Raw genomic sequence first — 14,088 nt, 5'->3', positions numbered from 1 at the left:
GCGCGCCGATCAGCTCGGTCCGCTTCACCGGGTTCTCCCCGATCGCAAGCGTCAGGTCGGGCTTGATGCTGAGATAGGTCGGCTTGTCCGGCTTCTTCTGCGGGGTCGACGAGGATGTCGGCAGGTCGATCGGCAGGTCGACGGTCGACAGCGGCGCCGCCACCATGAAGATGATCAGCAGCACCAGCATCACGTCGATGAACGGCGTGACGTTGATCTCGTGGGCTTCCGCGAAATCGTCATCGCCGTCGTTCTCGGAGATCGAGACTGCCATCGCCTACTCCGCCGCCGCGGCGCGTGCGCCGTGCGGAACGCTGCCGGGAATGCTGCCATGGGTGCGGTCGAGATCGCGCGACAGCAGCCGTCCGGCAGCGCCCGAGGCGCGGCCGACCAGCTCGAGATAGCCCTTCGTGACGCGCGAGAAGTGGTTGTAGATGATCACGGCGGGGATCGCCGCAACCAGGCCGATCGCGGTGGCCAGCAGCGCTTCGGCGATGCCCGGCGCCACCACGGCAAGGTTCGTGGTCTGCGACTTCGAGATGCCGATGAAGCTGTTCATGATCCCCCAGACCGTGCCGAACAGGCCGACGAAGGGCGAGGTCGCGCCGATGGTCGCGAGCAGGCCCATGCCGGTGCGGATGCGACGCGCTTCGGCGCGCGCGATCTCGGAGAAACTCGAGGCCGCGCGCTCCTTGATGCCGGCATCGCTGGAGATGCCCGCCGACAGCCGTCCCTCGCGCATCGCCGCCGCGATGAACGACGACAGCACGCTGCCCTTGGCGCCGAGCGCGAACTGCGCTTCCGCCAACGAGCGTGATTCAGCGATCCTGGTGAGCGCGCCGCGCAGCTTGCGCTGCACCACCGTCAGCTCGATCATCTTGGCGATGAACACGGTCCAGGTGACGAGCGAGGCGAAGGCAAGACCCAGCATCACCGCCTTGACGATGATGTCGGCGTTCAGGAACATGTTCCACGGCGACAATTCATGCAGGCCCGTGCTCGACTTCGGCTGCTTGCTGTCGGCGCCGGCAGGCGCCGCCAGCGACGCGTCGGCCGCCGCCGGAGCGGACTGCACTTGCGGCGCCGCGGCAGACGGCTGGACCGCCGGTACGGACTGAGCCGGCCGCGACGGGGTCACGGACTGGGACTGCACCGCGGGCGCCGCTTGCGCGCCGGGGGCCGCCTGCTGCTGCGCCGAAGACGGCACGGCGAGCGTGAGCATCGCCAGCGAGGCGATCATGGCGGATGCAGCGCGGAACAGGGATGTCTTCATTACTACACTTCGGCCCAGTGACGGATCAGGTTGTGATAGATGCCGGTCAATTTGACCGTTTCAGGATCATCGCGCCCCAGCCGCTCCACCAGAGCCTGGATCGCCATATCGAGATCAAAGATCAGGCTGCGGGCGTGAGCATCACGTACCATGCTCTGCAGCCAGAAGAAAGACGCAACCCGGGTCCCCCGGGTGACCGGCGTGACCAGATGCAAACTGGAAGCAGGATAAACCACGAGATCGCCGGCCGGCAGCTTGATTTCGTGGGATCCATAGCGGTCTTCGATGACGAGCTCGCCGCCGTCGTAGTCTTCCGGCTCCGATAAAAACAGCGTGACCGACAGGTCGGTGCGGATCCTCAAGCCCGTCAGCCGGTCGCCGCGCACCGCATTGTCGACATGCAGACCGAAATGGTGCCCATCGGTTGCGGCGTAGCGGTTGAACAAAGGTGGAAAGATTCTAAGCGGGATCGCCGCCGAGATGAAGCGCGGGCTCGCCGACAACGCCGACAGCACCCGGTTGCCGAGCTGCCGCGCGACCTCGCTGTCGGGCGGCAGCTGCTCGTTGCGCTTGACCATCGCGGAGGCAGCCCCCGCGGTCGAGCGGCCGTCCTCCCAATCGCTGGCATCCATGATGCGGCGGAAATCCGCCACATCGTCCTTGCTCAAAACGTTGGGAACACAGACCAGCATTTCGCCGCCTTCACGCCTCCGTCAGTAACGCGCAGAAACAACCAGATACGCCGCGCGTCCCGGTGCCTCGAGCACGAACGGCGCCGCGCTCTGGTACAGCGCGTCGTAGTAGCGCTTGTCGAAGATGTTGTTGACGAACAGCTTCGCGGTCCAGTTCTTGTCGATCTTGGCTTCCGCGAACATGTCGAAGCGCCAGTAGCTCGGGATCGAGGTGCCCTGGTTGGCCGCGAGGAACGTGCCGCCGTACACCTTCGAGCGATACACCGCCTGCCCGCCGAGTTCGATCCTGTCCGTGACCTGATACTTCGTCAGCATGCTGAACGACTGATGGGCAACGTTGGCAAGCGGGAGGCCGACGTTCGACGTGTAGAGAAGTGTGTTCGCCGGCGGAATGTTCGATTTGGTCACCTCCGACTGCATCAGGACGAGACCGCCGAACACGCTCCATTTGTCGGTGATCTTGCCACCGACGCCGAGATCGATACCGCGGATGCGATAGGCGGCACCGGCGCTGATGCAGGACACCGTCCCCGTCGTGCCGGCGGGATACGGACAGTCCGCGGTAGCTGTTGCGGGCGTGATATTGCGGGACTCTCGGGCATTGTCCTTTTCTGTCTGGAACAAGGCCGCTGTAAGCAGCAAGTGCCGATCAAATAGCTCCCATTTGGTGCCGACTTCGATCGCCTTGTTCTTCTCCGGACCAAAAATCTGGCTGGGGTTGCCGTTGAGCACCGGAGACAGACCGCCGTACTGGATACTGGTGCCGTCGAACTCCGCGCCGACCGGGTTCGAGGATGTCGCATAGGCGGCGTAAACGCTGCCATTCGGCAACGGCTTGAGCGTCAAGCCGAGGTTGAAGTTCGGAAGCCCGTAATCCTGCTGCTGTTGACCGAAGACGTTCGCGACTCCGTTGACCGTGCCGTAACCGCTTGTCTTGATGTTGTAGTCATCATAGCGGACGCCGCCATTGAGGATCAGCAGGTCGTTGTAGTTCGCCGTATCCACGGCATAGACGCTTTTCGTATCGATGCTGATCTTGGTCGGCCGGCCCGACAGACCCGAAGGGATACCGAAGGGAATGTTGGTGAATTGCGGGTTGAAGACGCTCACGCCTGTCAAGGATCCGGAGCCGCTAAAGCCGCCGGGCAAAGCTTCCGAGCTCAACCCAACATACCTGTCGATCGATGACCTCTCCTGGTCGTATTCGAAGCCCGCAAGCGCTGTGTGCTTGAAGCCAACGCCGTCGCTGAACTTGTAGGTGGCTTCAGTTTGGTTCGCTATCACGCTCGTCGCTTGAAAGCGGCTCTGCGGATTGGCGCTGAGCGTCGAGGCCGAGAGCGGATCCTTGATGACCGGCGCCTCAGGCAGCGTTCCGATGTAATTTTGAGTTGAGTAGGAATCGCGGAACTTGTTGGTTATCAAGAGATCAGGCGTGACCTGCACTTCGGCGTTGAGCGTGCCGATGTCCTGCCCCGTCCGATAGAAGTCGCGATTGGTGAAACCGTACCAGTTATTTCGGTTGGATCCGAAGTCCGGAAATGGACCGCCGGCAGTGGTTGCAGTGCTCGGCCGGTAGTAAGGAACGCCGAAATCCGGAAGGCCGGTCAACTCGGTGTGGATGTAGTTGCCGCTGATCTTGACGGCGTCCACCGGCTTCCAGGTCGCAGCAACAAAGCCGCCGTCACGGTTGTCCTGCACGTAGTCTCGACCGGCGACGCCGGCGTCCTGAAACAAGCCGCCAGCCCGGACGGCCAAAGTCGGACTGATCACCTGGTTGACGTCCAGCACGACACGCTTGGTCCTGTCGGTCCCGAATGTGGTGTCCATGTTGTAGAAATTGCCAGCGGTCGTCGCCTGCTTGGTGACGATGTTGATGGCGCCACCAGCAGTACCGCGACCGGCGAAGGACGAAGCAGGCCCGCGCAGAATTTCAACCTGCTCGGTAAAGAAGTTCTCGCGAACGCTCACGCCCGAATCACGAACACCATCGATGAAGACGTCGTTTCGCACGTCGAAGCCGCGGATGAAGAAGCGGTCGCCGAACGCATTGCCGCCCTCGCCGGTGCCGAGCGTCACGCCCGCCGTGCTCAGGATCGCCGTTTTCAGCGAGGTGGCGTTCTTGTCCTCGAGCACGTCCCTGGTCAGCACGGTCACCGACCTCGGTGTGTTCAGGATCGGCTCGGGAAACTTGCCCGACGACTGCAACCGGTCGCCCTTGTACGGCGCGGCCGGATCGGCATAGGGATTGCGATCAGCCGGCAGCCCGCCGGCGTTGGGAAACGGCACCGGCGCCTGCGCCTGCTGGGTGCGGCGCGCGGCGCGGCGCAGTGCGCTGCGGGCGCGGACATGGTCCGGCGTCGGCTTCGACGTCGCCGGCCGCGGACGCGCCACCGGGGCATCGACCGTCACCGGCGGCAGGTTGGACTGCTGGGCCTCGGCGCCGGAAAAGGACGCCACCGCGATCAGCCCCGCGACCGCGGAAACCTTCTTACCGGAATGATTTGCATGATCGGCCGAACCGACCGCCGTCTCGAAACGCAGCGATCGCGGCGCCTTCACATTGCTCATTTGACACGCCCCCAAAGAAAACAGGCCCGCCCGCAACATCCAGCCATAGGGGTGCGACGAACTGTCTCTTTCGGTTATCGAGCGTGAATTTTTCGGTCAATGCAGCAGCTGCAACAGCGCGCCTGAATCGCGCCAATTCAAAGGAATTCTAATCTGCGATCTGTAACGGTTCTAAACTGCTCTTTTTAATCGTTCTAAAGAATCGCCGCCGTCACTCGGCGCTCGGCGGCTTCATCAGCGAAAACAGCTCGTCAACGGTCCGCTGCGCGACCTGGCGGACGCGCTCGGTGTTCTCCATGCCGGCGATGTTGACGCCGTTGACGACAGCTTTGATCTCGTCGCGGAAATCGGTGAGGAAACGCAGCGGATCGCGCTGCTCGTTGGCGACGCGCGCAATCAACCCGGTGATCAGGATCTGACACGCCATCATCCGTCCGTTCAACTCGTCCATCGCGGCCCTCCTCGTCCTGAATCGTCGGGGCGCGGTATGAACGACATCAAGCGGCGTTTCAACCACGGCGCCCGACAAGTGCCGCGCTACTTCGCGGCGATGGACTCGGATTGTTCGCCGAGCGCCTTGATGCGCTCCTTGACCTCGCGCAGCGTGGCGAGCCCGCTCTCGACATGCCTGGCCGAGACGTCGCGCAGCACGTCGCTCGCGATCTCATCACGCAGGCTGTCGAGATCGTCGACGAGCTGGCGCCCGCTCCTGGTCAGGAACAGACGGTTGGTGCGGCGGTCTCTCGGATCGGGCCGCCGTTCGAGCAGGCCGTGCTCGACGAGGCGGTCGAGCAGCCGCACCAGCGAGATCGGCTGCAGCTCGAGCACGTCGGCGAGATCGACCTGGGACAGCCCTTCCTGCTCGCGCAGCCGAAACAACACGATCCATTGCGCGCGCGTGGTGCCCCGCGTCTTGGCGCGGTGATCGATGTAGTTGCGCAGCAGCCGCGAACTCTCGACGAGCTGCGCGATATACTGGCGTTTGAGATCGAGCGACATGGCCCTCCCTGGCCGATTTCGTTTCCGCTTGTTTCTGACCTAAACCTTTCCGAATGTTTAGGATTCTCAAGTCGTAGTGTGTTTACACATTAAGTGCACGCATATTATATCCGCAAGCTCTGGGAACGGTTTTGATGACCCTCTATTGTTCGTCCAGCCCAAGATTGTCCGTTCGAACCGAAGAGCTCGCATGTCGAAGTCACGCGCAATTGGTTGGGTCTTGCTAATCGCTGCGATCGGCGCAGCGGGCTATTACGGCTGGCAGAAATACGAGGGCAACAAGCAGGCGGCGGAAGCCGCGCAGCGCCGCGCCGCCGTGCGACCGGCGGTCCCGGTCACGATCGCGGCGGTCGAGAAGGCCGACTTCCCGGTCTATCTGACCAGCCTCGGCACCGTGCAGGCGTTCAACACCGTCCAGATCCGCACCCGTGTCGACGGCCAGATCACCAAGATCGCTTTCAAGGAAGGCCAGTTCGTCAAGGCGGGCGACACGCTGGTCGAGATCGACCCGCGGCCGTTCCAGGCTTCGCTCGACCAGGCCAAGGCCAAGAAAACCCAGGACGAAGCCAACCTCGCCAATGCCAATCTCGACCTGAACCGCTTCACGCGGCTCGGCGAGTTCGCGACCCGCCAGCAGCTCGATACCCAGCGCTCGACCGTGGCCCAGCTCACCGCGCAGATCGCGGCCGACGATGCGGCGATCTTCAACGCGCAGACGCAGCTCGACTACGCGACGGTGAAGTCTCCGATCGACGGCATCGTCGGCCTGCGCCTCGTCGATGTCGGCAACATCGTCAATGCCTCGACCGCGACCGGCATCGTGACGATCACCCAGATCGAGCCGATCACGGTGATCTTCACTGCGCCGGAAGACCAGCTGCCCGACATCAAGGCCGCCCTCGCGGTGGCGCCGCCGAAGACCATTGCGCTGACCACTGACGGCAAGAAGGTGCTCTCCACCGGCACGCTGCAGCTGATCAACAACCAGGTCGACACCACGAGCGGGACTGTCCGGCTGAAGGCGGTGTTTGACAACAAGGATCATGCGCTGTGGCCGGGCCAGTCGGTCTCGACCCGGCTTCTGGTCAAAACCCTGAAGGACGCCACCGTGGTCCCCGATGACGCGGTGCAGCATGGCACTGACGGCCTCTACGCGTATTCAGTGAACCAGGAGAACAAGGCCGAGCTCCGCAAGGTCAAGGTCAGCCAGTCGATCGACGGCAAGTCGGTGATCGAGGACGGCCTGTCGCCGGGCCAGCACGTGATCACCGCGGGCCAGTACAAGGTCTCGCCGGGAACCCTGGTGACTACCGCAGTGGCGAGCTCGGATCAGACACAGGCGAAGGTCACGCAGGAATGAGCGACGGAATTTCCGCACCCTTCATTCGCTTCCCGATCGGCACCTCGCTGCTGATGGCCGGCATCCTGTTTGTCGGCCTCGTCGCCTATCCGTTGCTGCCGGTGGCGCCGCTGCCGCAGGTCGACTTCCCGACCATCCAGATCACCGCGTCGCTGCCGGGCGCGAGCCCGGAGACGATGGCGACCTCGGTCGCGCAGCCGCTGGAGCGCCAGTTCGCCCAGATCCCCGGCATCGCGCAGATGACCTCGACGAGCTATCTCGGCACCGCCGCGGTCACCATCCAGTTCGACCTCAACCGCTCGATCGACGGCGCCGCCAATGACGTGCAGGCCGCCATCAATGCGGCCAGCGGACAATTGCCGAAGACGCTGCCCTCGCCGCCGACCTATCGCAAGGTCAACCCGGCGGATGCCCCGATCATGCTGCTGTCGGCGACCTCGGACACGCTGCCGCTGACCACGGTGAGTGACGCGGTCGACGCCCAGCTCGCGCAGCAGATCAGCCAGATCTCCGGCGTCGCCCAGGTCATCATCGGCGGGCAGCAGAAGCCCTCGGTGCGGGTCCAGATCGATCCGGCCAAGCTGGTCGCCAAGGGCTTGTCGCTGGAGGATGTCCGCGCCGCGATCAACATCGCGACCGTCGACAGCCCGAAGGGCAATATCGACGGCGCCACCCGCGCCTACACCATCTACGCCAACGACCAGCTGCTCACGGCGGATCCCTGGAACGACGTCATCATCGCCTATCGCAACGGCGGCCCCTTGCGCATCCGCGACATCGGCCGGGCCGTCACCGGGCCTGAAGATGCCAAGCAGGCCGCCTGGGCCAACGGCAAGCGCGGCGTGTTCCTCGTCATCTTCAAGCAGCCCGGCGCCAACGTCATCGACACCGTCGACAAGATCAAGGAGACGCTGCCGCGGCTGGTCGCCGCCATCCCGCCGGCGATCAAGATCGACGTCATCTCGGACCGCACCACGACGATCCGCGCCGCGGTCGAGGACGTCCAGTTCACATTGCTGCTGACCATCTTCCTGGTGGTGATGGTGATCTTCATCTTCCTGCGCAGCTTCTGGGCCACCGTTATCCCCGCGGTGACCGTGCCGCTGGCGCTGCTCGGCGCCTGCGCGCTGATGTGGGTGTTCGGCTATACGCTCGACAATCTGTCGCTGATGGCGCTGACGATCGCGGTCGGCTTCGTGGTCGACGACGCCATCGTGATGCTGGAGAACATCAGCCGCTACATCGAGGAAGGCGAGAAGCCGATGGCCGCTGCCTTCAAGGGCTCCAGCGAGATCGGCTTCACCATCGTCTCGATCAGCATTTCGCTGGTCGCCGTGCTGATCCCGCTGCTCTTGATGGGCGGCATCATCGGCCGCCTGTTCCGCGAATTCGCCGTCGTGCTGGCGATGACCATCTTCGTCTCAATGTTCGTGTCGCTGACGCTGACGCCGATGATGGCCTCGCGCTTCCTGCGCGCCCACCGCGAGGAGCGGCACGGCCGCTTCTACCGGATCAGCGAGCGCGGCTTCGACGCGATGCTCAACGCCTATCGCGCCGGGCTCGACCTCGCGCTGCGCTGGAGGTTCACCACGCTGATGGTGTTCTTCGCCACGCTGGCGCTGTCGGTCTACATGTTCGTGATCATTCCGAAAGGCTTCTTCCCGCAACAGGACGTCGGCCTGATCACCGCGACCTCGGAAGCCAACCAGGACATCTCCTTCGCCGAGATGAAGCGCAAGCAGGAAGAGCTCGGCAAGATCGTGCTGCAGGATCCCGCGGTCGCGACCGTGGCGATGAATGTCGGCGGCAGCGGCCGCGCCGGCAACAACGGCAACATGTACATCACGCTGAAGCCGCTGAAGGACCGCGATGCCAGTGCGCAGCAGGTGATCGCCCGGCTGCGCCCGAAGCTGGAACAGGTCCAGGGCGCCCGGCTGTTCATGCAGGCGGCGCAGGACGTCCGCCTCGGCGGCCGCCCGACCCGCACCCAGTTCGAGTTCACGCTGCAGGACGCCAACCTTGCCGAGCTGAACCAGTGGGCGCCGAAGATCCTGAGCAAGATGCAGACGCTGCCGCAGTTGCGCGACGTCGCCACCGACCAGCAGACCAAAGGCACCACGCTGCAGCTGCAGATCAACCGCGACACCGCCTCGCGCTACGGCATCCAGCCGCAGCTGATCGACGATACGCTCTATGACGCGTTCGGCCAGCGCCAGGTGACCCAGTACTTCACCCAGCTCAACAGCTACCACGTCATCCTCGAGGTGCTGCCGGAGCTGCAGGGCGCGATCGACACGCTGAACAACATCTACATCAAGTCGCCGCTGACCGGCGACCAGGTGCCGCTGTCGACCTTCGCGAAATGGACCAGCGTGCCGGTGCGGCCGCTCTCGATCAGCCACCAGGGCCAGTTCCCGGCGATCACCATCTCGTTCAACCTGGCCCAGGGCGTGGCACTCGGCCAGGCCACCGAAGCCGTGCAGAAGGCGATGCTCGAGCTCGGCGCGCCGCCGACACTCAGCTCGAGCTTCCAGGGCACCGCGCAGGCGTTCCAGCAATCGTTGTCGACCGTGCCGCTGCTGATCCTCGCCGCGCTCGTCGTGGTCTATCTGATCCTCGGCATCCTCTACGAAAGCTACATCCACCCGATCACGATTCTATCGACGCTGCCGTCGGCGGGCGTCGGCGCGCTGGCGATCCTGATGGCGGCCGGCTTCGACTTCTCGCTGATCGCGCTGATCGGCATCATCCTCTTGATCGGCATCGTGAAGAAGAACGGCATCATGATGGTCGACTTCGCCATCGCCGCCGAGCGCGACCAGCAGATGGAGCCGGTGGCGGCGATCCGCCAGGCCGCGCTGCTTCGCTTCCGCCCGATCATGATGACGACGATGGCCGCGATGCTCGGCGGCGTGCCGCTGATGCTGGGCACCGGCACCGGCTCGGAAATCCGCCAGCCACTCGGCTATGCCATGGTCGGCGGCCTGATCGTCAGCCAGGCGCTGACGCTGTTCACGACGCCCGTGGTCTATCTCTATCTCGACAAGCTCTCCAACGCCTTCTCGAACTGGGGCCGCTCGCAGCCGCCGGACCGCGATGCGCATGACGGCGAGGACGGCGCGGTGAAGCAGGCCGCCGAGTGACTTGACTTTGCCGACCTGACGGCACATCCGGACAGCGTCTATTTCGGAGCCGTGCCCGTGAAGATTGTCGCAAAGTCGCTCTGCGTTGTGTTGACCGCGTTCGGCGTGGCCAGCCTTGGCCATGCCCAGACGCCCAAGGCCAGGAACGCGCCCGGGCCGGCGCCAGTACCCTCGCCCGCCGCGCCGCAGGCCGACGCCGCGGCGGCCAACAATGCCGGCTGGGTGGCACGCTGCACCTCCGCAAGCCGCGACGCGCCGCTGGAATGCGCGATGGAGCAGACCGCCGTCCTCAGCAAGACCGGCCAGCTGATCGTGCTGGTCAACATCCGCGTGCCCGGCGACACCCGCGCACCGGTGGCGCTGATCCAGCTGCCGCTCGGGCTGAACCTTCCGGTCGGCGCCAAGCTGCAGGTCGACGAGGGCAAGGCCGTCGACGTCGCGATCCAGACCTGCGAAGCACGCGGCTGCTACATCAATGCCCCGATCGCCGCCGATGTGCTGGCGCAGCTGCGCGCCGGCAAGCAGCTGAAAGTCTCGTTCCAGAATCTCGGCAAGGAAACCATCACCATCCCGATGCCGCTCGCCGACTTCGCGACGGTGTACGATAGGATCAAATAGCCCGGATGCGCTGAAGCCTTCCCCTGTAACTCATAGCTTCCGGAACGCCGGATGGAGTGATCCTGATCGTGGGCAGCAATGCATTGGTGGCGATCGATCTGGGTTGTCGGGGCGCCGCGGCCGGAGTGTCGCTTCTGATCGCGGGCCTGTTGCTGCGCGACCGCAGCGACGCCGCAGCGCGTCTGAGCGCCGCGCTGGTGGTCGCCGTCGCGGCGTCGGCGGTGACGTCGGCGCCGGGATTTCCGCGGCCATGGCCGTATTGGGGCCTGCCCCTGCTGGCGATGTCCTGCAGCGGGGCGGTCCTGTTCTGGCTCTGGGCGCGCGCGACCTTCGACGACGATTTCGAGCTGCGGCCCTGGCACGGCGCCTTGCTGGTTGCCATCGTCGGCGTGCAATTGTTTGACGTCTGGCCGACAAGAGGCATGCACAGGGGCGAGCTCGATCGACCGCTGTCGTTCGTCTACCTCGGCCTCACTTTGCTGGCTGCGGCGCAGGCCATCGCGACATGGCAGCCGGACCTCGTGGCTGGGCGGCGGCGGTTGCGCGCCGCGGTCCTGGTCGGCGCGGTGGCGTATAGTGCCGCGGGCCTTGTTCAGAGCCTTTGGCCTGTCGAAACTTCCGGCTTCTTCGCATGGAGCCTCGGCAACGCGCTCCTGCTGTGGGCGCTGATGAGCCTCGGCGCATGGAGCCTGTTTCAGGCCGCCACAACGCCGCAAGCATCCGCCGTTCTGCCCACAACAGACAATATCCCGGGCGAACTCGGCGTCGCGGCGCCCGGTGAGGACAGGCCGACCGCGGTCGACCCGGATTTGCTGCGCCGGCTGCAGCGCCTGATGACGGTGGAGCGCGTCTACCGGCGCGAAGGAGTGACCATCGGTTCGCTGTCCGCCGAGCTCGGCGTTCAGGAGCACCGGCTGCGCCAGCTGATCAATGAGGGTCTCGGCCACCGCAACTTCAACGCCTTCCTCAACAGCTACCGGATCGACGAGGTCAAGTCGGCTCTGGCCGATCCCGCACAACAGCAGGTGTCGGTGCTGACGATTGCAATGGATGCCGGCTTTCAGTCGCTCGGCCCGTTCAACCGCGCGTTCAAAGCCAACACCGGCGTGACGCCGACCGAGTACCGCCGACGGACGCTGCAGACGGCCGGTCGAGGGATCGCGGCCGGCTGATCGAAAAATCGGCTAGTTGAATCGCAGGATTCGGCGAGCCGAGCTCACGACCTCCGGTGCAGGATGGGCCGACAGAGCCCTGCTCCATCCTGGAGACGATGATGCGCGCGCACAGACATCTGCTTTGGTATCAGCCAAGGCGATTGCTGCAATTCTCGTCCGCGATGATTCTGTTGCTGTCGATGGCCAGACCGGCGGCGTCTGACGATCTGGCACAGGCCGCGGACCCGGCATCGCTCGGATTCTCGGCCGCACGGCTGGCGCGGATCGCGCCGTGGTATCAGGCACGCTTCGATGCTTTCCCGCCGTCGGACGGGCTCCTGCCCGGCGCCGTCGTCGCGATCGCCAGGGACGGCAAACTCGCCTATCTGCAGGCGATCGGGTTTCAGGATCGCGCGAAAACCGTTCCGATGAAGACCGACTCCATCTTCTGGATCGCCTCGATGACCAAGCCGGTGACCAGCGTCGCCGCCATGATCCTGGTCGACGACGGCAAGCTCGACCTCGACGCGCCGGTCGCGCACTACCTGCCCGAGCTCGAAAACATGCAGGTTGCGACGATCGACCACGACACCGGCAAGCCCAGACTCGATCCGCCAAAGCGCCCTATGACAGTCCGCGACCTGCTGCGCCATACCTCGGGCGTGATCGATCCCGAGATGTATTTTGCCTATCCGGAACGAGGCCTATCGGACGCCACCGCGGAGTTCGGGATTCGCCTGATCCACACGCTCTATGGCTGGAAGGCCGTGTATCGACGCGACAGGACCCTGGCAGATTTCGTGTCCAGCCTGGCCGGCCTGCCGCTCGCCCATCAACCCGGCGAGGTCCATGAATATGGCTGGAGCGTCGACGTGCTGGGCCGCGTCATCGAAGTGGCGTCCGGACAGCCGCTCGACCAGTTCATGCAGAGCCGCATCTTTGCGCCGCTCCATATGGTCGACACCGGCTTCTACGTGCCGAAAGACAAGCTCGACCGTCTGGTCGATTCTCCGATGCCGGAACGGCCGCCGATCTGGGATGTGACGACGCCGCCAAAACTGTTTGCCGGCGGCGGCGGATTGGTGTCGACCGCGCCTGACTATCTGCGATTCTCCCAAATGCTTCTCAATGACGGCGAGCTTGATGGCGTACGGGTGCTCAGCGCACGGGCGGTGAAGCAGATGACGACGCCCGCACTGTCTGCGGATGTCAGAATATACGGCGGCGAAGAGGTTGGCGGCCGTGCCGGAGCAAGCTTCGGACTGGGCTTCGGCATCCGCACCAATCCAGTCTACAGCTGGATCCCGGGCGCACCCGGCAGCTTTTCCTGGGCCGGGTTCTGGGGCACGTATTTCTGGGTCGATCCGGCGGAGAGATTGATCGGCATCCAGATGGTTCAGGCAACGCCCGGCAGCAAAGGGCGCGGCGCGGTGATGTATGCCGGGATCAACCATCTCACCTACGGCGCATTGACGATTCCCGAGCGGCCCTCGTCCGCTCCGCCGGCACCGCCGCCGGCTGCGAGCCCGGAAGCCCTCGCCGATGATGTCGGGACCTATGACTTCGGCTCCTCGGTGAGTTCGCGCGACCGGCAGGGCCTGGCCGATGGCAAGAACGGCTGGCTCGGCATCGAATCGTTCGTCGCCATGGAACCGGAAGGCCTGAGGATCAACAAGCCGATCCCAGGCGCCCCCGCGACCAGGGCGGGCGTGATGGCGGGCGATCTCGTCACGCAACTCGACGATACGCCGTTGAAGGGCTTGACGCTTACTAACGTGCTGGCAAGGCTGCGAGGGCCGGCCGGCACGACGATCAGGATCAGGATCGTCCGCGATGGCCAGGACAACGCAACCGATCTCAGCATCGTGCGAGCCGCCCGCCGCGCCAACGCGGTGCAGCTCCAGGTTCGTCTCGAACAGGGCAAGCTCGTCGCAGAGGCTGTGGGAGCATGGCCGATCCTCGCATTCGAGAAAGGCAAGGCGACGCCGCTGGTTGCAGCGTCAAGCAGCGAGTTCGCCGTCGACGACGAGGATCACACCAGAATCGTCTTCGTCAGGGACGCCGCCGGCAAAGTTTCCGGCCTGATCCTCAATCCCGGACCGTGGGAGCAGACGGCGACGATGATCGCGCCAGAGCCCAAATAACGGGTCCTTGAGAACGCGGCGCTTCCGAGTGGTGCATGAACTGGCTGGGGAACCTGGACCCTGGAGATTCTCAGGAAGGCTTTCCAGAAAATCTTTTGTCGTCAAATGTTTATATTTTCGAGCAACTTAGTGGATCA

The 14,088-nt window shown here is 64.4% G+C and carries 11 protein-coding genes; 5 read left to right on the top strand and 6 right to left on the bottom strand.

Going from position 1 to position 14,088, the window contains the following annotated elements:
• The 6 genes from J6500_RS22335 to J6500_RS22310 all read right to left on the bottom strand — a co-directional run.
• Positions 1-274 (bottom strand): biopolymer transporter ExbD (locus tag J6500_RS22335; protein ID WP_225714848.1); only part of this gene is annotated, 274 nt, incomplete at its 3' end.
• A gap of 3 nt (positions 275-277) precedes the next feature.
• Entirely contained in the window at positions 278-1,273 is a 996-nt protein-coding gene (exbB, locus tag J6500_RS22330) for a tonB-system energizer ExbB (RefSeq protein WP_225714847.1), read from the bottom strand.
• A 2-nt stretch (positions 1,274-1,275) separates the two neighbouring features.
• Positions 1,276-1,965 (bottom strand): Fe2+-dependent dioxygenase, encoded by a 690-nt coding sequence (locus J6500_RS22325; protein ID WP_225714846.1) that lies wholly within the window; start codon positions 1,963-1,965, stop codon positions 1,276-1,278.
• A gap of 21 nt (positions 1,966-1,986) precedes the next feature.
• Positions 1,987-4,533, bottom strand: a complete 2,547-nt coding sequence (locus tag J6500_RS22320) for a TonB-dependent receptor (protein ID WP_225714853.1) — start codon at positions 4,531-4,533, stop codon at positions 1,987-1,989.
• A gap of 211 nt (positions 4,534-4,744) precedes the next feature.
• Positions 4,745-4,984 (bottom strand): hypothetical protein, encoded by a 240-nt coding sequence (locus tag J6500_RS22315; RefSeq protein ID WP_225714845.1) that lies wholly within the window; start codon positions 4,982-4,984, stop codon positions 4,745-4,747.
• Between the two features lie 86 nt (positions 4,985-5,070).
• Positions 5,071-5,532 (bottom strand): MarR family winged helix-turn-helix transcriptional regulator, encoded by a 462-nt coding sequence (locus tag J6500_RS22310; protein ID WP_225714844.1) that lies wholly within the window; start codon positions 5,530-5,532, stop codon positions 5,071-5,073.
• Positions 5,533-5,722: 190 nt separating this feature from the next.
• Here J6500_RS22310 and J6500_RS22305 point away from each other — a divergent pair, with 190 nt between their 5' ends.
• From J6500_RS22305 to J6500_RS22285, 5 genes are all read left to right on the top strand, one after another.
• Positions 5,723-6,892 carry an efflux RND transporter periplasmic adaptor subunit gene (locus tag J6500_RS22305; RefSeq protein WP_225714843.1) on the top strand — a complete coding sequence of 390 codons (1,170 nt, stop codon included), beginning with the start codon at positions 5,723-5,725 and terminating at the stop codon, positions 6,890-6,892.
• Positions 6,889-10,035 carry a multidrug efflux RND transporter permease subunit gene (locus tag J6500_RS22300; RefSeq protein WP_225714842.1) on the top strand — a complete coding sequence of 1,049 codons (3,147 nt, stop codon included), beginning with the start codon at positions 6,889-6,891 and terminating at the stop codon, positions 10,033-10,035. Before J6500_RS22305 ends, J6500_RS22300 begins: the two co-directional genes overlap by 4 nt.
• Positions 10,036-10,092: 57 nt before the next feature.
• Positions 10,093-10,653 (top strand): invasion associated locus B family protein, encoded by a 561-nt coding sequence (locus J6500_RS22295; protein ID WP_376707840.1) that lies wholly within the window; start codon positions 10,093-10,095, stop codon positions 10,651-10,653.
• 56 nt (positions 10,654-10,709) lie between these two features.
• Positions 10,710-11,825, top strand: coding sequence for an AraC family transcriptional regulator (locus tag J6500_RS22290; RefSeq protein WP_225714841.1), 1,116 nt, complete (start codon positions 10,710-10,712; stop codon positions 11,823-11,825).
• A 101-nt stretch (positions 11,826-11,926) separates the two neighbouring features.
• A complete protein-coding gene (locus J6500_RS22285) occupies positions 11,927-13,951 on the top strand; it encodes a serine hydrolase (protein ID WP_225714840.1) in 2,025 nt (674 codons plus the stop codon).
• Positions 13,952-14,088: the final 137 nt, after the last annotated feature.

This window comes from Bradyrhizobium semiaridum (assembly GCF_020329505.1).
Lineage (GTDB): Bacteria > Pseudomonadota > Alphaproteobacteria > Rhizobiales > Xanthobacteraceae > Bradyrhizobium > Bradyrhizobium semiaridum.
The sequence above is the reverse complement of the archived record's forward strand: the minus strand, read 5'-3'. Positions and strand labels throughout refer to the sequence as shown.

Bases quoted from the DNA above. Each gene is read 5' to 3' on its own strand.
- exbB (WP_225714847.1), bottom strand. From the start codon at position 1,273: ATGAAGACATCCCTGTTCCGCGCTGCATCCGCCATGATCGCCTCGCTG.
- J6500_RS22325 (WP_225714846.1), bottom strand. From the start codon at position 1,965: ATGCTGGTCTGTGTTCCCAACGTTTTGAGCAAGGACGATGTGGCGGAT.
- J6500_RS22320 (WP_225714853.1), bottom strand. From the start codon at position 4,533: ATGAGCAATGTGAAGGCGCCGCGATCGCTGCGTTTCGAGACGGCGGTC.
- J6500_RS22315 (WP_225714845.1), bottom strand. From the start codon at position 4,984: ATGGACGAGTTGAACGGACGGATGATGGCGTGTCAGATCCTGATCACC.
- J6500_RS22310 (WP_225714844.1), bottom strand. From the start codon at position 5,532: ATGTCGCTCGATCTCAAACGCCAGTATATCGCGCAGCTCGTCGAGAGT.
- J6500_RS22305 (WP_225714843.1), top strand. From the start codon at position 5,723: ATGTCGAAGTCACGCGCAATTGGTTGGGTCTTGCTAATCGCTGCGATC.
- J6500_RS22300 (WP_225714842.1), top strand. From the start codon at position 6,889: ATGAGCGACGGAATTTCCGCACCCTTCATTCGCTTCCCGATCGGCACC.
- J6500_RS22285 (WP_225714840.1), top strand. From the start codon at position 11,927: ATGCGCGCGCACAGACATCTGCTTTGGTATCAGCCAAGGCGATTGCTG.